Source organism: Micromonospora sp. PRAS1 (assembly GCF_059553435.1).
This window is the reverse complement of record NZ_JCANNB010000030.1, coordinates 25,798-48,383: the sequence shown is the minus strand read 5'-3', so window position 1 is coordinate 48,383 and position 22,586 is coordinate 25,798. Positions and strand designations below refer to the sequence as shown.

Sequence of the window (22,586 nt, the reverse complement as noted above, 5' to 3'; positions counted from 1 at the left end):
GAGCAGGGTCCTGATCAAGCTGGGGAGACGGATCCGGTTAGCGTGCGGGGTGCTGGGAAATCCAACTCTCGGTCTTCCCGCCATCAGGGGGTGCCTGTGCGGAACAGTGAATCTCTGGTCTCGCCCGTGGTCGAGGCGTGGGCCACCTATCGGACCAGTTCCCAGGCGGACTGGCCGACCCGGCGGCTGCTGCGGGCCAAGGGCGAGACCCGGGTCAGCGTGGTGCTGCCGGCGCGCAACGAGGAGGCGACGGTCGGCGCCATCGTGTCGACCATCCGGGAACACCTGATGGACCGGGTGCCGCTGGTCGACGAGCTGATCGTGGTCGACTCGCGCTCCACCGACCGCACCGTGCAGGTGGCCCGGGACGCCGGCGCCGAGGTGGTCGGCCAGGATGCGATGACCCGTGGGCTGCCCCGGCTGACCGGCAAGGGCGACGCGCTCTGGGCCGGGCTTGCCGCGGCCGAGGGCGACGTGGTCGCCTTCGTCGACGCCGACCTGCGGGAGTTCCGGCCGCACTTCGTCACCGGGCTGCTCGGACCGCTGCTCACCGATCCCTCGGTCGACTTCGTGAAGGGCTTCTACCACCGGCCGTTGATCAGCACCAGCGGCGTGGAGGCCGACGGCGGCGGCCGGGTGACCGAGCTGATGGCCCGGCCGGTGCTGAACCTGTTCTGGCCGGAACTGGCCGGCTTCGTGCAACCCCTCGGCGGCGAGTACGCGGGCCGCCGCGAGGTGCTCGCCCGGGTGCCCTTCGTCTCCGGGTACGGCGTCGAGACCGCCATGCTTATCGACCTGCTCGAACTCGTCGGGCTGGACGCGCTGGCCCAGGTCGACCTCGGCGAGCGCAAGCACCGGCACCAGGACACGGCCGCGCTGGGCCGGATGTCCGCTCAGATCATGCTGACCGTCTGGTCCCGGTTGCAGCGGCGCGGCTGGGCGAATCCCGAGCTGCTGCCGACTCCCCTGTTGACCCAGTTCCGCCGGGGCGGTTCCGACGCGCTGCCGAACCTGGACCGGGAGATCGTCGTCAGCGACGTCTCCGTGGCGGAACGGCCACCCCTGGCCGAGCTGCGGCATCTGCTACCGCGCCGGCGGGTCACCGCGGCGTGACCGACGGCCCCGACCGCGCCGAGTGGGTCACCCACGCCACCGAGGTACGCCGACCGCGAGGCGGCACCGAGACCGTTTCGCCGAGACGTGCGGTTCTTCCACGACTCGGTGGCCCCGCACCTCGACGGTGACCGGGTGCGCTGGGTCAGCACCGTGGCCGGCCGGGACCACCACCGGCTGCTCGCCAGCGCGCGGGCCACGCTGTTTCCGCTGCGCTGGGAGGAGCCGGGCGGCACCGCGGTGGTGGAGTCGCTGGCCCTGGGCACGCCGGTGGTGGCGGTCGCCCGGGGCTGCCTGCCCGAGCTGGTCGAGCACGCCCGCACCGGGCTGCTCACCGGCGACGAGGAGGAACTTGGCGACCTGGTGCTCGCCGCGAGTCTGCTGGAGCCCGACGAGTGCCGGCGGGAGGCCGCGGCCCGGTTCGCCCCGGCGGTGATGGCCCGCCGCTACCTCGCCCTCTACCAGCAGCTACGCCGCCTCGGCACCGCCGCGCCCACGCTGCGGGCGGCCTGATCCAGCATCGTTGGCACCCGGCCGCGCGGTTTCACCCGGCCCGGTGCCGGGTAGTTGGCAGGCTCCCAGGGATGGTGACGGTAGTTGGCAGGTTCCCAGGGCGGGCGCGAGACGAGGGCGGAGATGGCGGGCCGGATCACCTGCGAGGTACGTGACGGATCACCCGTCACCGTCGTGGCGCTCGCCGGCATCCTCGACCTGGCCAGCATGCGCGAGGTGTACGCGGTCCTGGACGAATGCCTGGCCCGCCAGCCCGACGCACTTGTGGTCGACCTGGCCGGGCTGACCGTACGCGACAGCCTGGCGGTGTCGGTCTTCGCCGCTGCGGTCCGGCGCGCCGGGGACTGGCCGGCGGTGCCGATGGTGTTCTGCGCGCCGCAGCCAGATACGGCCGCTCGGCTGACCGCGTCGGCCGCCGGACGGGCGCTGCCGGTGCACGCCACCTGCGCCGAGGCGACCCGGGTGGCGGGCGCGTCGGCGGTCCCCCGGGTCCGGATGCGCCTGGAACCGGTGGCGGCGGCCTGCCGGCGGGCCCGGGAACTCGTCGCCGACGCCTGTGCCCGGTGGAACCTGCCGGAGACGGTCGACCCGGCGTCGGTGGTGCTCAGCGAGCTGGTCGGCAACGTGGTCCGGCACGCCCGCACCCCGATGCAGGTCACCGTGACGCTGCGCCGGCCGTGGCTGCAACTGGCGGTGGTCGACGGCAGCCACCGGGCGGCCCGCCCCGGGCACGCCGGGCAGCGCGACGAGGGCGGCCGGGGCCTGCTGCTGGTCCGCGAGCTGGCCGAGCGCTGGGGCAGCGCGCCGGCCGGCGACGGGAAGGCCGTCTGGGCCACGCTGCCGGCGAATTGACCGAAATTCGCTCTTCCGCCTGGTTACATGGTCGGCGGGGCGGGTAGCCACGCCCGTCCTTTTCCGTCCTCCAGCGGGGTGAGCGCTCATGCCCAAACGGGTAACCTCCGAACCCGGACAGGACCGGGGCCCGGCCATCCTGGCACCGGCCCGGTTCGGGGGCTACCCCGGCCCGGTCCGCGAGCCCATCCGCGGCGGAAAGCTGATCAGATTCCTGGCCACCACCGATCACAAGCAGATCGGGTTGCTCTACCTGCTGACCTCGTTCGCCTTCTTCCTGGTGGCCGGGGTCGAGGCGATGCTGATCCGCGCCGAGTTGGCCCGGCCGGGGCTGCAACTACTCTCCGCGGAGCAGTACAACCAGCTCTTCACCTCGCACGGCGCGGTGATGCTGCTGCTCTTCGCCACGCCTGCGGCATTCGGGTTCGGCAACTACATCGTGCCGATCCAGATCGGCGCGCCGGACGTGTCGTTTCCCCGGCTGAACGCCCTGGCGTACTGGCTGTACCTGTTCGGCGGGCTGATGGTGATCGGTGGCTTCCTGACACCCCAGGGTTCGGCCGACTTCGGCTGGACGGCCTACGCGCCGCTGAGCACCGCCCAGCATTCACCCGGGGTCGGGACGAACATGTGGGTGATCGGTCTGGTGGTGTCCGGCCTGGGCACCATTCTCGGCGCGGTCAACCTGATCACCACGATCCTGACCCTGCGCGCGCCGGGCATGACCATGTTCCGGATGCCGATCTTCACCTGGAACATGCTCTTCACAAGCGTGCTGGTGATCCTGGTCTTCCCGCTGCTGGCCGCCGCGCTGCTGGCGCTCTCCGCGGACCGGCTGCTCGACGCGCACGTGTACAGCCCGGACACCGCCGGGCCGATGCTCTGGCAGCACCTGTTCTGGTTCTTCGGGCATCCCGAGGTCTACATCATCGCGCTGCCGTTCTTCGGCATCATCACCGAGATCATTCCGGTCTTCTCCCGTAAACCGATCTTCGGCTACACCGGCCTGGTGCTGGCCACCATCGCCATCACCGTGCTCTCCATGGCGGTCTGGGCACACCACATGTTCGCCACCGGCCAGGTGCTGCTGCCGTTCTTCAGCATCCTCAGTTACCTGATCGCCGTACCGACCGGGGTGAAGTTCTTCAACTGGATCGGCACCATGTGGAAGGGGCAGCTCACCTTCGAGACGCCGATGCTGTTCGCCGTCGGCTTCCTGGTCACCTTCCTGCTCGGCGGGCTCACCGGCGTGCTGCTGGCCGCGCCGCCTGTCGACTTCCATGTCACGGACACCTACTTCGTGGTCGCGCACTTCCACTACGTAGTCTTCGGCACGGTGGTCTTCGCGCTCTTCGGCGGCTTCTACTTCTGGTGGCCGAAGATGACCGGGCGGCTGCTCGACGAGCGGCTCGGCAAGCTCCACTTCTGGACCATGTTCATCGGCTTCCACGGCACCTTCCTGGTGCACCACTGGCTGGGCAACGAGGGCATGCCCCGGCGCTACGCCGACTATCTGCCGAGTGACGGCTTCACCACGCTGAACACGATCTCCAGCATCTTCGCCTTCGTGCTCGGCGCGTCCACCCTCTTCTTCATCTGGAACGCCTGGAAGTCCTGGCGGTTCGGGGCGCTGGTGACGGTGGACGACCCGTGGGGCTTCGGCAACTCGCTGGAGTGGGCGACCACCTGCCCGCCGCCGCTGCGCAACTTCGACCGGATGCCCCGGATCCGCTCCGAGCGCCCGGCCTTCGACGCCAAGTACGGCGAACTCGTCTCCGATCTGGGTCGCGACCTGCCACAACGCACCACGCGTCCGCCGCAGGAACTGCGCGAGGAGTTCCACCGCGAACCGCATCCGCCCGAGTCGCCCAGCGCCGAGGGCGCGCACGGTGCCCGGGAGGCCGTGGCGTACCAACCGATACCGCAGTCCGGCGCCCGGCCGGTCGAGGTGCCGAGCCCGGAAGAGATTCGCCGGCCGAGCTTCGAGGAGACCGACGAGCCGGAGGAGAACCCGCTGGGCGGGGAACGCAGCCCGCAGCCCAACGACCGGTGGCGGCATCCGCGCGGGCACGGCGACACCCCGGAGAACTGAACGGGCGTCGCCGTCCCCGCGCTGCCCGCCGGGCTGGCTGTCCTCGCGCGCCCCGCCGCCGGCCGAACCAACCAACCGGCCGAGCCGCTCAGCGGACGCGGGATGAGGCCGGGCTTGCTTCCTTCGTCTTCGACTCCGATTCAGCGGGGCCGTTCTGCCAGGGCGGCGGCGTGTCGGCGAGCATTGCCTGACGCAGCCAGGTCAGCGCCCGCGACAACAACCGCGACACGTGCATCTGGGAGATGCCGAACCGGGCCGCGATCTCGGCCTGGGTCTGGTTGCCGTAGAACCGCATGGCCAGGATCCGCCGTTCCCGCCAGGGCAGCCGGTGCAGCAGGCCGCTGACGGTCACCCGGTCGTCCACCGATTCCAGCGCGATGTCCGACTCGCCGACCAGGTCACCGAACTCGGCCGAGCTCTCCCCGCCCACCGGGGCGTTGAGCGAGGCCGGACTGTAGCCGGCCGCCGACTCAAGCGCGGCGAGAATTTCCTCCTCCGGCGTCTCCAGCCGCTTCGACAACTCGGCCACCGTCGGTGCCCGGGACAGCTCACTGGTCAACGCCGCCGTCGCCTGCCCGACCTCCAGGATCAGGTCGCGCAACCGGCGGGGCACGTGCACGCCCCAGGTCCGGTCCCGGAAGTGCCGCTTGATCTCACCCACGATGGTGATCGCGGCGTACGCCGTGAAAGAGCCACGTTCCGGGTCGTACCGGTCGACGGCGTTGACCAGGCCCAACCGGGCCACCTGCTCCAGATCCTCAAGCGGCTCCCCGCGCCCCCGGTAGCGCCGGGCCAACCGGCCCGCGAACGGCAACGCGAAGCGCACCAGGTCGTCGCGTGCCTCCTGGCGCCGTTCCGGCGGCAGACCTTCGATCCGCGCCGCGTACGCCAGCGCCGCCGCGTCGAGATCCTCCAGTCCCCGATCGGTGGGTGGTGGTGTGGTCGTGCTGGTCTGTCCGAACATCCGCGCCTCCCTCAGGAAGGACCCCGCCCGGATTCGCCGAACACCGGGCACGCGCGTGGGCACGCACGGGCCTGTGAGTGGGTTACGTGCTGGGATGCCAGCGGGCGACGGCGCCATGCCACGCCGAGGTGATCAGCCTGTCGCAGCCGGCGGTGTTCCCGCTCCGTAGGTACTCAATCACGGGATCGCGGGTTCGCGAGGATGTTTCGCCAGCCCCGCGGTTCCTGGTCGGTCAGCTGACGAGGAGGCCGTCGCGGGTACCGATGTCCCGCAGCACGGTAAGCGCGTCGGCCATCCCGAGCGGCGGCGGGGCGGGCAGGTCGCAGGGCTGGGCGCGGAGCACCTCGGTGGCCCGGCGGGTGGGCACCGAGGCGACCGGGTACCCCCGCGCGGAGGTACGGTCCAGCGCCCGGCGACGCCTACCGAACCCGGCCACCGCCAGCCACTGCGGCAGACCGGCCAGCGCCGGCGAGCGTACGCCCGGCGGCTCCGGCAGCACGTCCACCGAGCTGAACGTGCCGCTGCCGGCCAACCACCACTCCACCTGCTCGACACTGCGACGGGTGGCGTTCTCGCACCAGTACGGCACCAGGCCGGCCCGGAGCACCTGCCACGGGTCGAGCAACCGGCCGCACTCGACCACCAGCCGGTCACCGGTCTTGCCAGCGGCCCGTAGCCAGTGCCGGTACAGGTCGGCGATGGCGGCGCTGAGCACCTCCGGGGCCGGGAAGAGCAGGCGACGCATCCGGTGCGCCTGCCGCGTGGCCCACTCCCGGACGTCGAGTTCGAAACCGGACTCCACCCCGTGTTCGGCGGCGGCCGGCGGGGCGCAGATCTCCGGCAACTCCCAGTGCGTACCGTTGCCGCCGGCCGAGCGCAACACCTGCCGCAGCGCGTGGCTGTCGGGGTGGAAGTCGACCGGGTCGAGCCCGCTGCCCGGGCAGCCCACCTGGAAGCTGTGCCCGTCGTGGCTCTCCAGCACCGGCCAGGTCCGGCCGTCGCGCAGCATCAGCACCGACGCTCCGGGGGCGAGCCGCTCGGCCAGGAACCGCCGGTACGCGGCCGGCAGCCGGCGCCAGCGGGCGGCCAGCAGCACCGTGGCCCCCGCGAGCGCACCCCGGCTGGCCGGGCAGTGAACCTGGCGAAGGTGCAGGTCGGGGTTGCCGGCGAGCAGCCGGCCGGCGAGCCCGGCGCCGTGGTCCAGGGCCGCGCCGGGACGGTCCACCGCGCCCTGCGGCCAGTGCGCGATCATCTCGAACCCGGCGGGCAGCCAGGGCACCCCGAGCGCGACCGCCAGGTGCGCGGCGGCACCGTGTGGGGAGCCCACCAGCACCCCGGGGTAGCGGCGGCGGGGGTACTGGTCGGCGAACCAGCGGGCGACCCGTTCGGCGTCCACCTCGGCCGCCTGCCCGGGGGTGAGGGCGACCCGACCCACGGCCCGCGCGGCCACGGCGCGGCGGATCGGCTCGGGCGAGCCGGCGAAGCGGGACACCGGGCCGGGGTGCCCGAGATCGGCGCAGTCGGTACCGCGCAGCGCGCGGGCGACGGCCGCGACGAGGATCCGGGCGATGCTGCCGGCCGCCACGACCCGGTCGCCGGCCAGGCCGGCGCCCTGCGCCGTCAGGCCCGGGCGCACCTCGCGCACCGGATCCACCCTGCCTCGTTCGCTCGCCACGCGGCCCGGCTTCCCGCCTCGATGCGGGTTAAACAGGGCATCGACCCACCGAACGGCATCAACCAGCGGATCCCTCCCCCTACCACGCTGATCTTGCACTTTCGGTCGCCGTTCCGCGCCTTTCGTCAGGTTTCGCGGCGACCAGAAGTGCAAGATCGGCGAGGGCGGGGCGGTGGGTACGGTCGAGGACCATCTCCAGCAGGCAGGGGCGGTCGGCGGCGAGGGCCGCGTCCCAGGCCGCTCCCACCAGGCGCGACCGGTCCACCCGTACGCCGTCCAGGCCGAGCAGCCGGGCCCAGCCGGCGTACGGCACGTCGTCGGTCCCCGGCCGGTGCCCGGCCTCGGTACGGGTGTTGAGCACCACGACCACCAGGCGCGGATCGGGCCAGGTCGGCCAGCGACGGGCGACGGTGACCAGTTCGGTCAGGCCGTGCGGGTGCATGCCGGCGTCGCCGGTCAGGGCGAGCACCGGACGGTCGGGGCCGGCCAACTTGGCGGCCACCGCGTAGGGCAGCGCGCCGCCGCCGGGGGTGTCGCCCACGGTGAGCCCCGACCGGGGACGCAGGTGCCGGGCGTACCCGGTGAGGATCGGATCGCCGTCGACCACCACGGTGCCCCGAGCAGGCAGCCGCGCGCACAGCTCGTCGAGCACCAGCCCCGGATCGAGCAGCCCGGACTCGGTAAGCGCCGACCCGAACAGCCCAGAATCGGTCAGCCCGGACCCGACCGGTACAGATGCGACCGGTACAGAACCCGTCGGCCCGCTGGTCGCGGACGGGCGGTCGGGTACGGCGAGCCGGGGCAGCACCAGGCAGGCCGGCCCGGCGCCGGTCACCGCGTACCGCACCGCCTCGTCCACCAGGTGCGCGACGCGGCCCGGGTCGGCGGCGTACCGCACGTGCCGGCAGAGGCCGGCGAAGAGGCCTTCGATCCCCGGGCCGGCGAACCGGTCCGGGTCGGTCTCGCCAGGGAGGTCGGTGTCGCCGAGCGGGTCGGTGTCACCGGACGGGTCGGTGTCACCGGGCGGGTCGTTTGCGCCCACCATCGCCAGCACCGGCAGGCCCGGGCGCCAGGCCGCTTCCAGGCCGCTGAGCAGCCCGTACGCGCCCGGACCCGGCGACGCAAGGCAGACGCCGAGGCCGCCGGTGAGCCGGGCGTGCCCGATGGCCATGAAGGCGGCGCTCTCCCCGTGCCGGGTGGGTACGAACTCCGGCTCGCCGCCGGCCGCCGCCAGCGCCTCGACCAGCGGCGCGACCGCCTCGCCCGGCTGGCCGAAGACCCGCGGTACCCGCCAGGCCGCCAACCGCGCGACGAGCGCCTCCGCTGCGAGCCTCGCCCCGCTGCGGTCAGGCACCGCCCCGCTCCGGTCAGGCACCGCCCCGTCCCGGGGTGGACGGGTCGACGTAGCGCAGCACCGCGCCCACCCCGTCCAGCAGCTCCGGCGCCTCGTCCGGGCCGAGCACGGTGAGTTCGGCGTCGGTACCGACCAGCGCGCGGACCAGCGCCGCGTCGGCGCGGACCCGTTGCGGCGGGTCGGCGACCGCGGCCAGGTGCGCCGGGTCGATGGCGATGTCGGTGGCCGCCGGGCCGATCCAGAGTTCGCCGTTCGCGGACGGGTCGTCCACGATCAGCATCGTGTCGACCTGGTTGCGCTGCAACGCGGCCACCACGGCGTCGAGCCCGGCGCCGACGTCCTCCTGCATGCCGAAGCGGTCCAGCGCGGCGGTGACCCGCTGGTCCGCCACCTCGGCGATGGTCTGCACGGTGAGGTCGTCGAGCAGCGTCTGGTCGGCACCGCCGGCCCGCGACCCCGCGTCGGTGCGTACCACCAGGTCCTGCCAGCGCTCCGGCATCTGCGCGGCGATCATGCCGGTGGCCCGCACGTCGCCGGCGACCACTACCACCTCGGCACCGACCCGCTCGGCCAGCTCCACGGTGGCGGCGGTGACGTCACCGGCGTTGTGGTGCCACGCCTCCATGGCGGCGCGCTGGTAGCGCGACTGCGACCAGCCGCCCGGCTTGACCCGGCGCAGCTGGTAACTCTCCCGACCCACCACGTGGGCCCGCCGCGGTACGCCACCGGCGCTTACCGACATCGCGTCCGCGCCGGTCCGGTCCGCCAGGACCCGCACCCAGGCCACCTGCTCGCCCCGCTGGGCCAGCAGCGGCATCACGTGCGGCAGCGAATCGTAGGCGGCCAGATCGCGGCGCGGCGGCGCGTGCAGGTACTCGGAGAGCACCACGCGTCCTCCGGTGGCGAAGACCGCCAGCCCGTAGTCGCCGGGCATCGGGTCGTGCCCGCGTACCACCCGGTCGATGGCGGCGACGGTCGGCTCGTCGGCGCCCTGATCCGCCAGCTGCCGTTGCAGGCCACGCCAGCGCAGATCGAGCGCCGCGTGGGCGTCCTCGGTGTCCAGCGAGGCGTCCAGGTAGACCGAGCACCACGGCCCCGGACGCTGGTAGAGCGGGCGCAGGAAGGACAGCTGCATGCTCGACCCCTTTCCAGCTCGGCCCACCGCTTACCCGCGCCCCCGCACTTGTCACCTGCCGGCCATCGCGTGACCGCTGTTCATTCATGTCGTTCAACTCGGAGAATCGATACTATCTGTGTCCGTACGCGAACAGCGGGTGGTGATCATGGACGCGACATCGTACTCCCGGCGTGCTCTGCACCCCACTGGCCGGATCCTCACCGCCCAGGTCGTCCGCCTGATGGACGGCTACCCACGGGAGGTACGCGTGGGCCAGCCGGTGCTGGTGGTGGTGCTCGCCGCCGCCGGGGTGGTCGGGCTGCTCGCCAAGCTGGTCCGGGCCCTGCTCTCGGCCGGTTCCGGCACCGGCCGGCGCAGCTTCAAGGAACTCAAGAAGGGTCCGGAGTTCCTGGTCACCCCGATCCGGCTGCGTGACGCCGACGGCCGCACGTACGAGGTCGAACTGCACGGGCACCTGCCGCAGAGCGCACTGCACCCGGCCGATCACGTCCAGCTCACCCTGCGCGACCAGGGCGACCCGGACCTGGCACCGAAGATCGAACGGATCGTCAACCTGACCACCGGGCAACTGCTGCGCCCGCGTACCGCCACGATGTGGTCGCACCTCGGCCCGCCGCTGCTGCTCCAGGCCATGCTGGGCCTGCTGTTGCTCGCCGGGGTGGCCGCCTGCGCCACGCTGACCTGACCGGCAGCGGGCCCGGCGGACCTGCCCACCGGCGGGCCCGCCCGAGGTTTCCGCCCCGGCTGCGGTGGGCACCGCTGGCCGCATGTTCCCCGGATTCGCGCTGGACGAGATCGACGTCGGCCCGGTGCGGCTGCGGGTACGCCACGGCGGCTCCGGGCCGCCGTTGGTGCTGCTGCACGGGCATCCGCGTACCCACGCGACCTGGCACCGGGTGGCGCCCCGCCTCGCCGATTCGCACACCGTGATCTGCCCCGACCTGCGCGGCTACGGCGGCTCGTCGAAGCCGCCGAGCACGGCGGACCACGCCACGTACTCGAAGCGGGCGATGGCCGCCGACGTGGTGGGGTTGCTTGACGCGCTCGGCCACTACCGGGCGGCCGTGGTGGGTCACGACCGGGGGTCGTACGTGGCGATGCGCGCCGCCCTGGACCACCCGGAGCGGGTCAGCCACCTCGGCGTGCTCGACGGGATTCCGATCGGCGAGGCGCTGGCCCGCTGCGACGCCCGGTTCGCCGCCCGCTGGTGGCACTGGTTCTTCCTCGGTCAGCTCGGCAGGCCCGCCGAGCGGGTGATCAACGCCGATCCGGACGCCTGGTACGGCGGCTCCCCCGACGAGATGGGCCGGGCCGCCTACGACGACTATCGGCGGGCCATCCACGATCCGGCCACGGTGCACGCGATGTGCGAGGACTACCGGGCCGGTCTCGGGCCGGACCGGGCGGCCGACGACGCCGACCGGGCCGCCGGGCGGCGGATCGGCTGCCCGGTGCTCTTCTGCTGGTCCACCCGCGACGACATGGTCGAGCTGTACGGCGATCCGGCGGCGATCTGGCGGGACTGGGCCGACGACGTACGGGCCGCGCCGATCGAGTCCGGCCACCACATGGCCGAGCAGGCCCCGAAGCAGTTGGCCGAGACGGTGCGGGCGTTCCTCACCGGCACCGGGCCGGCGTGAGTCCGTTCCGCACCGGCACGGGCGTAAGTCCGTTCCTCACCGGCACCGGCACCGGGCCGGCACCGGGTCCGCCGGCCGGCTCGTGAGCTGGCGTGCGGTCAGGCGACCGGGGCCGGCTCGCGGGCCGGCTCGGCGACGTCGAGCATGCCGCGCCTGCGGGCCCAGCGCTCGAAGACCAGGGTGGCGAAGGGCGGCACCGCGCAGGCCAGCGCCACGACGGTGGCCAGCAGGCTCCACCGGTGCACCCGGGCCACGGCCAGCACCAGCACGCCGTACGCCACGAAGAGCGCGCCGTGGATCGGCCCGAAGACCTGCACCCCCACCTCGTTGCCGGGCGGGCCGTACTTGACCGCCATGCCGGCCAGCAGGCCGGCCCAGGAGATCGCCTCCGCGATCGCCGCCACCACGAACAGTCGGGTCACCTTCTCGCGCACGCCGGCCATGCTATCGGGCGCCGCCGGGTGGTTCGCGGCGTTCGGGGCGCCGACGCGACCGGCGTCACCCTACGGCGGCCGGAGCAGCCGCCGGGCCTGACCGCACGCCGCGGGTGAGCGCAAGCCGAATGGTGGACAACCGGGCGCTCGGAGCTGCGCCGAAAGGCATGGACGTGCGACGTTTGGGGTACCAGCGGTGACAGGGTGGTGACCATGGGCGAGCAAGTCGGCGTGCAGACCTTCAGCCGCCAGGATCGGGCCCGCTACCGGGAGAAGGTACGCCGTTGCCTCGACGTCTTCGCCGAGATGCTGCGCGAGTCCCGGTTCGACGTCGACCGGCCGATGACCGGGCTGGAGATCGAGCTGAACCTGGTCGACGAGGACTCGATGCCGGCGATGCGCAACGCCGACGTGCTGCGCGCGGTTGCCGATCCCAGCTTCCAGACCGAGCTGGGCCAGTTCAACATCGAGATCAACGTGCCACCTCGACGGCTGACCGGCATCGGCACCGCCGAGTTCGAGCAGGACGTACGGGCCAGCCTGAACTCGGCCGACGCGCGGGCCCGGACGGTCGGCGCGCAGCTGGTGATGATCGGCATCCTGCCCACCGTACGGCCCGAGCACCTGACCGCGGCCACGCTCTCGGCCAACCCCAGGTACACCCTGCTCAACGAGCAGATCTTCGCCGCCCGCGGTGAGGATCTGCGGATCGCCATCAACGGGGTGGAGCGGCTGTCGGTCACCGCCGACACCATCACCCCGGAGGCGGCCTGCACCAGCACCCAGTTCCATCTCCAGGTCGGCCCGAACCAGTTCGCCGACTACTGGAACGCCGCCCAGGCCATCGCCGGCATCCAGGTGGCGCTCGGCGCCAACTCGCCGCTCTTCTTCGGCCGGGAGCTGTGGCGGGAGACCCGGATCCCGCTGTTCCAGCAGGCCACCGACACCCGGCCCGAGGAGATCAAGACCCAGGGGGTACGCCCCCGGGTCTGGTTCGGCGAACGCTGGATCACCTCGGTGTTCGACCTGTTCGAGGAGAACGTCCGCTACTTCCCGGCGCTGTTGCCGGTCTGCGAGGAGGAGGATCCGGCCGAGACGCTCGCCGCCGGTGGGGTGCCGACGCTTGCCGAGTTGCGGCTGCACAACGGCACCGTCTACCGGTGGAACCGCCCGGTCTACGACGTGCTGCGGGGCCGCCCCCACCTGCGGGTGGAAAACCGGGTGCTGCCTGCCGGGCCGACCGTGCTGGACACCGTCGCCAACGGGGCGTTCTACTTCGGACTGGTCCGCGCGCTCGCCGAGTCGGACCGTCCGCTGTGGTCGCAGATGTCGTTCAGCGCCGCCGAGGAGAACCTCTACACCTGTGCCCGGCACGGCATCGACGCCCATGTCTTCTGGCCGGGCCTGGGCTACCTGCCGGTCACCGAGCTGGTGCTGCGCCGCCTGCTGCCGCTGGCCCATCACGGCCTGGACCGCTGGGGGCTGGACCCGGCCGAGCGGGACCGGCTGCTCGGCATCATCGAGCAGCGCTGCCTGACCGGCCGCAACGGGGCCAGCTGGCAGGTGGCGACGCTGCACCGGCTGGAGTCGACCGATCAACTCGACCGGCCGGAGGCGCTGCGCGAGGTGGTCCGGCACTACGTGGAGCTGATGAACTGCAACCGCCCCGTCCACGAATGGCCGATCCCCTGAACCACCCCCACTTCGGTCCTACCGCAGGGCGTTGAGGGTCAGTTCGGTGGCGTGGGCCAGCAGGGTGTCGTCGCGCTCGGCGTCCTTGTCGGCCTTGCTGGAGAGCACGGCCAGCACGATCGGGGCCCGGTCCGGCGGCCAGATCACGGCGATGTCGTTGCGGGTGCCGTAGCCACCGGAGCCGGTCTTGTCGCCCACCTGCCAGCCGTCCGGGGTACCGGCCCGGATCGTCTTGTCGCCGGTGGTGTTGCGCTTGAGCCAGTCGACAAGCACCACCCGGTCCTCGGCGGAGAGCGCGTCGTCCACGGCGTACGTCTTAAGCGAGCTGGCCAGTGCGCGGGGCGTACTGGTGTCGCGGGGGTCGCCCGGGGTCGCCTCGTTGAGTTCGGTCTCCCACCGCGCCGGCTCGCTGACCTCGTCGCCGATGTCGCGCAACACCTGCTTGAAGCCGTCCGGGCCGCCGAGCCGGTCGAGCAGCAGGTTGCCGGCGGTGTTGTCGCTGTAGCGCACCGCCGCGTCGGCGATCGCCCGCAGCGACATGCCGGTCTCGACGTGCTTTTCGGTGATCGGCGAGTAGGTCACCAGGTCGTCGCGGGAGTAGGTGACGATCCGGTCCAGTTCCTCGGTGGACGTCGCGGCGAGGACCGCGGCGGCGGCCAGGGCCTTGAACGTCGAGGCGTACGCGAAGCGCTCGTCGGCCCGGTGCTCGACGGTGCGGCCGGTGCCGGTGTCGAGGGCGTACACGCCGAGCCGGGCGTCGTACTGCTTCTCCAGCGGGGCGAAGTCGACGGCCACCGGAGCAGCGGACGGCGACGACGCGGACGGCGACGCGGCAGTCGGCGACGCCGGCGTGGCAGGGGTGCCGGGTGAGCAGCCGGCCAGCAGGCCGAGTGCCAGGGCGGCGGCGAGGGCGGAGATCCGGGTACGGCGGGTGGTGCTGGTCAAGACTGGTCCTTTCGTCGGTCGTGCCGGCGTCCCGGAGGCCTTCCCGGGTGGCCGGTACCCAGGCTCGCAGCGCTCGTCCATGCTGTCGAAGACACCGAGGGCGATACTGATGCCGTTCCGGCATAGAATCCCGACATGGATCTGGTGGCGGCCTGCCGGGCGTTCGTGTCGGTCGGCGAACACGGCAGCTTCACCGTCGGCGCCTCCGTCGCCCGTATCCCCCAGTCGGTGGCGAGTCGCCGGGTCGCCGCGCTGGAGCAGCACCTCGGTGGTCGGCTCTTCGACCGCACCTCGCGCAGCGTCACGCTCACCCCGTTCGGGCGGGACATGCTCCACTCCGCCCGGCGGATCGTGGACCTGGCCGAGGCGATGGAGCACGACGCCGAACGGGCCCGGCTGCGCCCGTTCCGGCTGGCCGTGCCGGCGGTCTGCGCGCCACGGTCGCTGGCCGGCCTGGTGGTCGAGGCCCGCCGGCACGAGCTGAACCTGGAACTGCGTCGAGCCGAGCCGGCGGAACGGGCCCGGCTGCGCCAGAGCTTCGAGGTGCGCGCCGCGCTGGTCTGCGTACCCCCGGACGAGGCCGCGTGGCGGGTGCCGCTGGGGCTGGCGAGCGGCACCGACCCGGGTGTCGAGGTGGTGCATCTGGAGACGCTGCGCGCGCCGCGAGCCGACCGGCGGACCCGACGGCGCCGGGTCTGGATCTCGGCGGAGGACGACGTGCCGCACGTCCGTGACCCGCTGACCCGGCTACGCGACGCCGTCGGGCTGCGACCGGCCCAGGTGGCGATCTCGGCCTCCATTGTCGACGCCACCGCCGAGGCGCTCGGCGGCACCGACCTGATGCTCTGCTCGCCCGCCGAGGCCGGCGAACTCGGGCTGCACTGGCGGCCCCTCGGCGAGCTGCGGCCGGTCCGCGGCTACCAGGTGACCGCCGGCGTACGCGAGGACGCCGAGCGGCTACGCGGCGCGCTGCACGCCGCCATCGGCCGGTGCCTCGGGGCGCAGGATCAGGTGCCCGGGGAGCGCCCGGAGCACGGCTGGCGGGAGCCAACATGACGGTGACGGTCGGTCGGCTGCTCCGCGCAGCTCGGGAAACGCTGCGCGAGGCCGGGCTGCGCGGCTGTGTCCTGGTCCGCGACCTCGACACCGGCGACGAGCTGGGGCTCGACACCGACGTCGTCCTCCCGGTCGCGTCGCTGGTGAAGGTGCCGCTCGCGGTGGCCACCGTGGATCGGATCGAACGCGGCGAACTCGACGGCGCCACCGCGGTCACGGTGGCGCCCGGCCGGGTGCGGACACCGGGTCCGACCGGGCTGAGCCGGTTTCGGCACCCGGCCACCGTGGCAGTCGACGACCTGCTCTATCTCAGCATGGCGATCAGTGACGAGGGCGCCTCGGACGCGCTGTTCACCCTCACCCCGCCGACGGAGGTCGCCGCCGCGCTGCGCCGCTTCGGCGTCGAGGGGATCAGCGTCCGGCACCGCACCCGGGACCTGACCGACACGCCGGCCGAGCGGTTCGCCCCGGACGAGGTACACCTCGCGCACTCCCTCGCCGCGTCCGCGACCACCGCCGGGCAGGGCCATCCGGTCCCCCAGCTCGACGTGGGCCGGGCCAACGCCGGCTCGGCGGGCGCCTTCGTCGAACTGCTGCACGCCCTGTGGCGCCCGTCGCGCATCCCGGTGCCGGTCGCCGCCCGGGTACGCGAGCTGATGGGCGACAACCTGCTGCGGCAGCGGCTCGCCCCGGACTTCAGCTCCGACGCCTCCCGCTGGTCGTCGAAGACCGGCACCCTGCTCAACCTGCGACACGAGGTGGGCGTGGTGGAACACAGCGACGGGCAGGCGTACGCGGTGGCCGCGCTGAGCGAGTCGACGGTGCCGGCGGCCGTGCAGCCGCAGGCGGAGGCGGCGCTGGCGCAGGTGGCGCGGGAGCTGCACGACGCCCTCCGGGCCACCCACCGCTGACCCACCGGGTACGGCGGATCGCCGGTGGCGCCGCTGGTCACTGAGCCGCCCTCGGCCCAGGCCGTCGTCCGCCGCCACCGGGATCGGCGGTCAGCCGCCGGCGAGCAGGTGCTTGCGCTCGGTCTCGATCGCGCCGAGGCTGGCGTGGTCCCGGGCGGCCCGCTGGGCCAGCCGGACCCGCACGTCGCCCACCAACCGCCGGCACTGCTCGATGTGCTGCCTGGCCTGCTTGATCCGCTCCCGTACCGCGAGGTCGGTGAAGATGTTGTCGAACCAGATGTCGACGAACCGGGTCAGGCTGCCGACGGCCAGTCGCGGTGCGATCACGTCGATGCCCGGCACATCGGCGAGTTCGGTGCGCAGCGCGGCCAGGCACCGCTCGGCGCGGGCGGCGGCCTGCGCCGCGTCGTCCAGGCGGGAGTGTTTGATCGCGCTGCTCACCATCCCACCGCCGAAGAAGGTGTCGTAGGTCGACCAGCCGGAGGCGCTGTCCAGCTTGTGTTGCACCTGTTCCAGGGCTTCCTGGGCGGCGCGGGCGGCCTGCTCGGCCTCGCCCACCTCACGCAGCTCGCCGGTGAGCCGTCCGCGCTGGTCGGCCAGGGCCAGCAGCCGTGCAGCGCGCGGGTCGCCGGTGCCGGTCAGGTGCCGTTCCTTCGCGTCGAGCACGTCGGCGTACGCGTCCGGGGCTCCGGCGAGCTGATCGAGCCGCGCGCACACGGCCTCGTGCTCCCGCCGCAGCGCGTCGAGGCGGGCCGCGGCCTCGGCCGCGCGGTAGCGTGCGGCGTCGGCCTCGGCCCGTTCCCGGGCCAGCAGGTCGTTCCGCGCGCCGCGCAGCGAGGCCAGCACCCGGGCCAGTGAGAGGCCCTCCAGCCGGGCGACGTCCTTCTCCTCGTCCACGCACTGCTCGCGCAGTTGCGCGACCCGGTCGGCCAGTTCGTCGATCCGGGCGCGCAGGTCCGCGACCCGGTGCGTGGTCACCTCGTACTCGCGCAGCGCCTCGGCCGCCAGGGAGAGCCGGTGTTCGATGTCGTCGGTCACTGATCCATTGGACGAACCCGACGCAAGGGCACCGCCGTGCCGACCCCGGGATCGCGGTCCACGGCCGGCCGCCAGCTCGGGCCATCGGGCGGCTCGACGCCGTCACCCTGCACCAGGTGGCGCGGTAGCCACCCTCCGCCGGGGCCGACCAGCCGTACTCGTCCGCAGTGCTCTCCGACGCGGAGGGATGTAAAAGTTTCTAGACATGAAGTCGAAGATGTCTTACTCTTCGTGTGTCAAGGATTCTTTACATCGGGAGCCGGTCATGACGCACGAGGAGAAACGCGCCTGGACCATGCTGGTGGTCAGCCTGGTCGCCTACGTCGGCTACGCGGTCGTGCTGCTGAACCGGGCCGAGGGCGGCTCGCTGGCCGCGACGCCGTACGCCGCCGCGATGCTCTGGACGATCGGCGGGGCCATGGTGGCGAGCATCCTGGCCGAGATCGGCATGGGCGTGCTGAACCCACGAGCCTCCCGGGTCACCGACGACCGGGACCGGGAGATCGGACGGCTCGGTGACCGCGTCGGGCAGGCGTTCGTGGTGATCGGCGCGGTGTCGGCGTTGCTGATGGCGATGGCGCAGTGGCACTGGTTCTGGATCGCCAACGTGATCTACCTGTGCTTCGTGCTCTCGGCAGTCGTCGGTTCGCTGGCCAAGGTGATCGCATACCGCAAGGGCGTGCCGCAGTGGTGAAACCGACCCGCGTCACCAACAACATCCGGGCGCTGCGCTTCGCCCAGAACGAGATGACCCAGGCCGAACTCGCCGACCGGGTCGGGGTGACCCGGCAGACCGTCATCGCCATCGAACAGGGTCGCTACTCCCCCTCGCTGGAGATGGCCTTCCGGATCTCCCGTGTCTTCGGCGTACGGCTCGACGAGGTGTTCCAGTATCCCGAGGAGGCATCATGAAGGCCATCGTGTACCACACCTACGGCACGACAGACGTACTCCGGCTGCGCGACGTGGAGCGGCCGAGCATCGGCGACGAGGAGGTGCTGGTCGCGGTGCGCGCCGCCGCGGTCGACCCCGGAGTGTTGATCTTCATGGCCGGGCGCCCCTACCTGGTGCGACTCGCGGCCGGGCTGCGCCGACCCCGGGTGCCGGTACTCGGCCGGGACCTGGCCGGCGTGGTGACCGAGGTCGGCCCCCGGGTGACCCGATTCCGGCCCGGCGACGAGGTGTACGGCACCTCCCTGCGCGGCTCGTACGCCGAGTTCACCGCCACCCACCAGAAGCGGCTGGCCCGCAAGCCGGCCAGCCTCTCCTGCACGCAGGCCGCCGCCATGCCCGTCTCCGGGATGACGGCGCTGCGTGCGGTCCGCGACAGCGGCCAGGTGCGCCCGGGTCACCGGGTGCTGGTCATCGGCGCGTCCGGCGGCGTCGGTTCGTACGCCGTGCAGATCGCCAAGGCGTACGGGGCGACCGTGACCGGCGTCTGCGCCCCGGAGAAAACCGGATTCGTCCGCTCCCTCGGCGCCGACGACGTCCTCGACTACACCCGTGCGGAGGTCGACCGGGACGGCCCGGTCCACGACGTGGTCATCGACACCGGCGGCAACCGCCCACTGTCGCTGCTTCGGCGCGCACTCACCCCGCGCGGAACGCTGGCGCTGGTCGGCGGCGACTGGACCAGAGGTCCGCTGCTCGGCGGATACGGCCGACAGATACTCGGGGCACCGCTGCTGTCGACAGTCGCCCGCCAACGGCTGCGCGCCGTCAGCGCGGTGGAACGCACCGAGGATCTCGACGAGTTGAATGACCTCGTCGGATCCGGTGCGCTGACCCCACCGGTCGACCGCAGTTATCCGCTCGCCGAGGCTGCGGAGGCGCTCCGTCACTTCACCGAAGGGCGACCGGCCGGCAAGGTCGTCATCACCGTATGAGCAGCACGGCCAGCACGCCGCGACCGGTCAACTCCCGGTGACCACCTCGTTTCCGGCGAGGCTCTCGGTGCGCTGGCCGATCAGCGTGCGCAGGCTCTCCGCATCGCTGCCGGCCGCCGCCGCGTCGTACCCGTCGACGGTGGCCAGCACGCTGGTGATGGCGTCGACCGCGTCCAGCGCCGCACCGCTTGCGTACACCTCCTGGTAGAGATCGCGGTACGCCTCCTCGTACACCTGCTTGAACTTCTCGCTGGCCAGGAAGCGCTCCTTGAGCTTGTGTCCGCTGCCACCCGGTCCCGCATTTCCACCCGGTCCCGCATTCCCACCCTGGTCGGTGCCGCCGGCGCGACTGCGGCCGCCCTGGTTCCCGCCGCCCCGGAAGGCGCCGCCCCCACCGAGGCGGCCCTGCTCGTGCGGTCCCTGTGCGGCGTCCCCGCTGAACGCGAGGTTGTAGTCCCACCCGATGACTGTGAACTTCTTCGAGGTCAGGTCGTACCAGAGGTAGTAGTTGCGGCCCGGTCCGGACATGTCGTCGAAGTTGAGCAACAGGTTCTGCCACGCCACGTAGCGGGCAAAGGACTGGACGTCGACCCGGTCGGCGAGTTGCTCGTCGAACTCGGCGTCACTGGCGCCGTCAACCCATCTGATCAGGTCGATGACCGGTTGCAGGTCCTGGCTGCCCTTCATGGTGATCTGCTTGAAGTCGTCGGCATACTCGGTCTGGTCGTCACCCTGGTCGGTGAACTGACTGGTGGCCAGGGACTTGTAGAGCACTCCGGCACCGTCGAAGTCCTCGGCGAAATGTTCGTCGGGATGTTCCACGATCAGCCGGGCCGTGGTGGGCCGGTCGTTGACGGTGAAGCTGGTGTAGGCGTACTCCTGGGCCACCTCGCCGGCGGTGGCGAGCAGGTCGAGGGTGACCGCCTCGTTGAGCACTGTGGAGCCGCCGCCCATGCCGGCCACCCGCACCGCGATCTCCCGATGGCCCTGGTACCGGCGGCCGTCGACGTACTCGTCGAAGCGGATCAGCCACGGCAGCGTCTCCGGCTCTTCCGCCTTCAGCGAAGCCTGGCCGAATCCGCCGCGCCGCGCATCACCCTGCGGCGCGTCACCCTGCGGCGCATCGCCCTGCGGCGCATCACCCTGCGGCGCATCACCCTGCGGCGCGTCGCCCTGCGGCGCATCGCCCCGCTGGCCGGTGTTCCGGCCAGCCTCGGGACGGGCACCGCCCGGCTGACCCTGGCCACCCGGCCCGCCATTGCGCTGTGGAGTCTCGCCGTTGCGGCTCAGGCCGCGCAGCGTGGAGTTGCCCTTGAGCCGGATCCCCACGCTGCGGATCGTGGTGCCGTCGATGACCAGATCGGCCTCGACGTACTCCTTCTCCCCCTCGTCGTAGAAGGCGTCCAGCATGCGTTCGTAGTCGGCGTCGCGGAACGACAGCTCGATGCGGTGCGCCACGGTCTCGTCGAAGAGGTCGACCGTGCCGAGGACGTTCTGGGTGACCACGTCGCCGCCGGCGGCGCTGCTGCTCACGTAGGGGCGGATGCGGACCGTGCTGAACGTGACCGTGAGCACCAGCAGGAACACCAGACAGCCGGCCAGGAACCGCCAGTAGTGCCGGATCCGGATCGGGATCCGATGACGCCACCGCATCAGAGATCCGTCTGGTCGTAGCCGGTCAGTACGGTCACCCGCTGGCCACCGGTCCGTTCGGCCAACGCGTTGATCAGCTCACCGGGCTCGGTGCCCTTCTTGAGTCGCACGGTGTACATGAGCTCGGTGAGCGCGCCGCCCCGGATCGTCTCCATGCTTACCAACTCGAACTCGCTGGTGAACCGGATCAGCACGTCCTGGATGTACTCGGTGTAGTTGCCGGTCGGCGGCACCTGCACCTTGACCACCTGCCGCTGGACGTTTGAGGCGAACCAGTTGAAGCGGTACATCAGCACGATGATCAGGCTGATCGCGACGGCGGCCACCACGGCCAGCACATAGAACCGGGTGCCGCAGGCCATCCCCACGCCCATCACCAGGAAGATGAACCCGACGTCGCGGGTCTCCTTGATCGCGTTGCGGAAGCGCACCACGGACAACGCCCCGACCAGGGCGAAGGCCCGAGCGATGTTTGAGCCGACAACGAGCATGATCAGCGAGATGAGCATGCCGAGGATGACGAGCGTCTGCACGTACGACTGGCTGTACGAGACATTGCGGTGGGTGAACCGGTAGACCCACCCGATCATCGCGCTCAACAGGAACGACAGCGACAGAGCCAGGGCTATGTCGCCGACGCTGAACGTGCCGGAAAGATCCTGAAACTCGAACGGCATGGGACTCAGACCTCGCTTCTCGCGTAGCTGGGGACCGGCGCCGCGGCGGCCGGGAAGGTGTCGGCCGGATCGTCGGCGACGTGGTACAGGGAACGAGGCACCCGGCCGAACGCCTCGACGCTCTGGCAGTACTTCGACATCCGGACGACGGAGAGGTTCGAGCGGGCGGTCAGGTCGGTGAGCCAGTACGGCACCCGCTCATTGGCCTTGATCTCCAGCACGGAGAATTTCGACGGCACGATGAGCCGGTTCTCGGCGTCCGCGCCGAGGTGGAAGTCGCGGTCCCGGCCGCGTACCCGGTGGTCGAGGGTGACCCGCAGGCCGACGTCGGAGTCCCGGCCGACGAACGCCTCCCGCTGGTAGCCGGTCATCGCCACCGGGCGCAGGTCCAGGCCGCAGAGCAGTTCGAGCACCTCGTCGAGGAAGGCCCGCTGTTCCGGGGCGTGCTCGACCAACTGCCGCCGGTCGCAGAGGTCGCGAGCCAGCCGGTACGGCAGGGCCACCCGGCGCTTCTGGGTGACCCGGTTGACCCGCTGCTTGATCTCGACGTGCACGACGGTGTCGTCGCTGATCGTGGACCGGTCGCCGTAGTGCCGCACTCGCAGCTTGCGGCGGAACTTCAGCCCCTCGATCTTCTCCCAGTAGAAGCGCAGCTGGGCGGTGTCGTAGTAGACGCTCCACACGCCGTACCCGGTGACGCCGCCGTGGCTGTCGCGGTCCATCCGGGCGGCGAACAGGTCGCGCAGCGCCGGCACGTCGTCGGTCGGCACCAGATACTTGATCTCGTACCGGTTGAAGGCGTACAGCCGGTTGGGTCCACGTAGTGCATGCCCGACCTGGTCGTCACGGGGCTGGGTCTGCTGGAGCCGTGCGCGCATGTGCTGGCCGATCTCGTCGGAGACAGGGACCAGCCGATGCAATCAGGCGAGGTTATGAATCAGCTTTGGATTCCG

At 72.0% G+C, this 22,586-nt stretch carries 22 protein-coding genes; 12 read left to right on the top strand and 10 right to left on the bottom strand.

The features are described from left to right. Positions 1–186 precede the first annotated feature (186 nt). The 4 genes from AC507J_RS24115 to ctaD all read left to right on the top strand — a co-directional run bounded on the left by AC507J_RS24115 (position 187) and on the right by ctaD (position 4,570). Positions 187–1,113, top strand: coding sequence for a glucosyl-3-phosphoglycerate synthase (locus AC507J_RS24115; protein WP_496291501.1), 927 nt, complete (start codon positions 187–189; stop codon positions 1,111–1,113). Between the two features lie 87 nt (positions 1,114–1,200). Then, positions 1,201–1,626 carry a glycosyltransferase gene (locus AC507J_RS24110; protein ID WP_496291464.1) on the top strand — a complete coding sequence of 142 codons (426 nt, stop codon included), beginning with the start codon at positions 1,201–1,203 and terminating at the stop codon, positions 1,624–1,626. An 84-nt stretch (positions 1,627–1,710) separates the two neighbouring features. Continuing rightward, the gene (locus AC507J_RS24105; RefSeq protein WP_496291463.1) at positions 1,711–2,478 is read left to right on the top strand and encodes an ATP-binding protein; all 768 of its coding nucleotides are present in this window, start codon (positions 1,711–1,713) and stop codon (positions 2,476–2,478) included. Between the two features lie 88 nt (positions 2,479–2,566). Continuing rightward, positions 2,567–4,570 carry an aa3-type cytochrome oxidase subunit I gene (ctaD, locus tag AC507J_RS24100; protein ID WP_496291462.1) on the top strand — a complete coding sequence of 668 codons (2,004 nt, stop codon included), beginning with the start codon at positions 2,567–2,569 and terminating at the stop codon, positions 4,568–4,570. 88 nt (positions 4,571–4,658) lie between these two features. Here ctaD and AC507J_RS24095 read toward each other — a convergent pair whose 3' ends face one another. From AC507J_RS24095 to AC507J_RS24080, 4 genes are all read right to left on the bottom strand, one after another. Then, positions 4,659–5,534 (bottom strand): SigB/SigF/SigG family RNA polymerase sigma factor, encoded by an 876-nt coding sequence (locus tag AC507J_RS24095; RefSeq protein WP_496291461.1) that lies wholly within the window; start codon positions 5,532–5,534, stop codon positions 4,659–4,661. Between the two features lie 232 nt (positions 5,535–5,766). Continuing rightward, complete coding sequence (locus AC507J_RS24090) at positions 5,767–7,170, bottom strand: hypothetical protein (RefSeq protein WP_496291500.1); 1,404 nt, start codon at positions 7,168–7,170, stop codon at positions 5,767–5,769. A gap of 118 nt (positions 7,171–7,288) precedes the next feature. Continuing rightward, positions 7,289–8,563: a thiamine pyrophosphate-binding protein gene (locus AC507J_RS24085; protein ID WP_496291460.1), complete on the bottom strand. Its 1,275-nt coding sequence runs from the start codon at positions 8,561–8,563 to the stop codon at positions 7,289–7,291. Positions 8,564–8,576: 13 nt separating this feature from the next. Further along, positions 8,577–9,698, bottom strand: coding sequence for a baeRF2 domain-containing protein (locus AC507J_RS24080; RefSeq protein WP_496291459.1), 1,122 nt, complete (start codon positions 9,696–9,698; stop codon positions 8,577–8,579). Positions 9,699–9,846: 148 nt separating this feature from the next. On the opposite strand from AC507J_RS24080, the gene AC507J_RS24075 reads away from it, so the two are divergent. Next, a complete protein-coding gene (locus AC507J_RS24075; RefSeq protein WP_496291458.1) occupies positions 9,847–10,386 on the top strand; it encodes a hypothetical protein in 540 nt (179 codons plus the stop codon). Positions 10,387–10,468: 82 nt separating this feature from the next. After that, positions 10,469–11,341 (top strand): alpha/beta fold hydrolase, encoded by an 873-nt coding sequence (locus AC507J_RS24070; RefSeq protein ID WP_496291457.1) that lies wholly within the window; start codon positions 10,469–10,471, stop codon positions 11,339–11,341. 98 nt (positions 11,342–11,439) lie between these two features. Here AC507J_RS24070 and AC507J_RS24065 read toward each other — a convergent pair whose 3' ends face one another. After that, positions 11,440–11,784, bottom strand: a complete 345-nt coding sequence (locus AC507J_RS24065) for a DUF3817 domain-containing protein (RefSeq protein ID WP_496291456.1) — start codon at positions 11,782–11,784, stop codon at positions 11,440–11,442. Between the two features lie 204 nt (positions 11,785–11,988). On the opposite strand from AC507J_RS24065, the gene AC507J_RS24060 reads away from it, so the two are divergent. Next, positions 11,989–13,467 carry a glutamate-cysteine ligase family protein gene (locus AC507J_RS24060; protein ID WP_496291455.1) on the top strand — a complete coding sequence of 493 codons (1,479 nt, stop codon included), beginning with the start codon at positions 11,989–11,991 and terminating at the stop codon, positions 13,465–13,467. Between the two features lie 18 nt (positions 13,468–13,485). Here the strand turns inward: AC507J_RS24060 and bla are convergent, their stop codons facing one another. After that, positions 13,486–14,412, bottom strand: coding sequence for a class A beta-lactamase (bla, locus tag AC507J_RS24055; RefSeq protein ID WP_496291454.1), 927 nt, complete (start codon positions 14,410–14,412; stop codon positions 13,486–13,488). A gap of 135 nt (positions 14,413–14,547) precedes the next feature. Here bla and AC507J_RS24050 point away from each other — a divergent pair, with 135 nt between their 5' ends. Further along, a complete protein-coding gene (locus tag AC507J_RS24050) occupies positions 14,548–15,468 on the top strand; it encodes a LysR family transcriptional regulator (RefSeq protein WP_496291453.1) in 921 nt (306 codons plus the stop codon). Further along, entirely contained in the window at positions 15,465–16,379 is a 915-nt protein-coding gene (locus AC507J_RS24045) for a serine hydrolase (RefSeq protein ID WP_496291452.1), read from the top strand. Before AC507J_RS24050 ends, AC507J_RS24045 begins: the two co-directional genes overlap by 4 nt. Positions 16,380–16,469: 90 nt before the next feature. On the opposite strand, the gene AC507J_RS24040 is transcribed toward AC507J_RS24045, so the two are convergent. Then, positions 16,470–17,417 (bottom strand): hypothetical protein, encoded by a 948-nt coding sequence (locus AC507J_RS24040; RefSeq protein WP_496291451.1) that lies wholly within the window; start codon positions 17,415–17,417, stop codon positions 16,470–16,472. A 265-nt stretch (positions 17,418–17,682) separates the two neighbouring features. On the opposite strand from AC507J_RS24040, the gene AC507J_RS24035 reads away from it, so the two are divergent. The 3 genes from AC507J_RS24035 to AC507J_RS24025 are packed head-to-tail and all read left to right on the top strand — an operon-like array spanning position 17,683 to position 19,303. After that, a complete protein-coding gene (locus AC507J_RS24035) occupies positions 17,683–18,111 on the top strand; it encodes a hypothetical protein (RefSeq protein ID WP_496291450.1) in 429 nt (142 codons plus the stop codon). Then, positions 18,105–18,329 carry a helix-turn-helix transcriptional regulator gene (locus tag AC507J_RS24030; protein WP_496291449.1) on the top strand — a complete coding sequence of 75 codons (225 nt, stop codon included), beginning with the start codon at positions 18,105–18,107 and terminating at the stop codon, positions 18,327–18,329. Before AC507J_RS24035 ends, AC507J_RS24030 begins: the two co-directional genes overlap by 7 nt. After that, complete coding sequence (locus tag AC507J_RS24025; RefSeq protein ID WP_496291448.1) at positions 18,326–19,303, top strand: NAD(P)-dependent alcohol dehydrogenase; 978 nt, start codon at positions 18,326–18,328, stop codon at positions 19,301–19,303. Before AC507J_RS24030 ends, AC507J_RS24025 begins: the two co-directional genes overlap by 4 nt. Positions 19,304–19,330: 27 nt before the next feature. On the opposite strand, the gene AC507J_RS24020 is transcribed toward AC507J_RS24025, so the two are convergent. The 3 genes from AC507J_RS24020 to AC507J_RS24010 are packed head-to-tail and all read right to left on the bottom strand — an operon-like array spanning position 19,331 to position 22,553. Further along, positions 19,331–20,956 (bottom strand): CotH kinase family protein, encoded by a 1,626-nt coding sequence (locus AC507J_RS24020; protein ID WP_496291447.1) that lies wholly within the window; start codon positions 20,954–20,956, stop codon positions 19,331–19,333. Then, positions 20,956–21,633, bottom strand: a complete 678-nt coding sequence (locus tag AC507J_RS24015; protein ID WP_496291446.1) for a DUF4956 domain-containing protein — start codon at positions 21,631–21,633, stop codon at positions 20,956–20,958. Before AC507J_RS24015 ends, AC507J_RS24020 begins: the two co-directional genes overlap by 1 nt. A 5-nt stretch (positions 21,634–21,638) precedes the next feature. Next, on the bottom strand, positions 21,639–22,553 hold the full coding sequence (locus AC507J_RS24010) for a polyphosphate polymerase domain-containing protein (protein WP_496291445.1): 915 nt from the start codon (positions 22,551–22,553) through the stop codon (positions 21,639–21,641). Positions 22,554–22,586 lie beyond the last annotated feature (33 nt).

Coding starts and splice junctions, on each gene's coding strand:
- ctaD (WP_496291462.1), top strand. CDS start 2,567: ATGCCCAAACGGGTAACCTCCGAACCCGGACAGGACCGGGGCCCGGCC.
- AC507J_RS24095 (WP_496291461.1), bottom strand. CDS start 5,534: ATGTTCGGACAGACCAGCACGACCACACCACCACCCACCGATCGGGGA.
- AC507J_RS24080 (WP_496291459.1), bottom strand. CDS start 9,698: ATGCAGCTGTCCTTCCTGCGCCCGCTCTACCAGCGTCCGGGGCCGTGG.
- AC507J_RS24075 (WP_496291458.1), top strand. CDS start 9,847: ATGGACGCGACATCGTACTCCCGGCGTGCTCTGCACCCCACTGGCCGG.
- AC507J_RS24070 (WP_496291457.1), top strand. CDS start 10,469: ATGTTCCCCGGATTCGCGCTGGACGAGATCGACGTCGGCCCGGTGCGG.
- AC507J_RS24065 (WP_496291456.1), bottom strand. CDS start 11,784: ATGGCCGGCGTGCGCGAGAAGGTGACCCGACTGTTCGTGGTGGCGGCG.
- AC507J_RS24060 (WP_496291455.1), top strand. CDS start 11,989: ATGGGCGAGCAAGTCGGCGTGCAGACCTTCAGCCGCCAGGATCGGGCC.
- AC507J_RS24050 (WP_496291453.1), top strand. CDS start 14,548: ATGGATCTGGTGGCGGCCTGCCGGGCGTTCGTGTCGGTCGGCGAACAC.
- AC507J_RS24045 (WP_496291452.1), top strand. CDS start 15,465: ATGACGGTGACGGTCGGTCGGCTGCTCCGCGCAGCTCGGGAAACGCTG.
- AC507J_RS24035 (WP_496291450.1), top strand. CDS start 17,683: ATGACGCACGAGGAGAAACGCGCCTGGACCATGCTGGTGGTCAGCCTG.
- AC507J_RS24025 (WP_496291448.1), top strand. CDS start 18,326: ATGAAGGCCATCGTGTACCACACCTACGGCACGACAGACGTACTCCGG.
- AC507J_RS24020 (WP_496291447.1), bottom strand. CDS start 20,956: ATGCGGTGGCGTCATCGGATCCCGATCCGGATCCGGCACTACTGGCGG.
- AC507J_RS24015 (WP_496291446.1), bottom strand. CDS start 21,633: ATGCCGTTCGAGTTTCAGGATCTTTCCGGCACGTTCAGCGTCGGCGAC.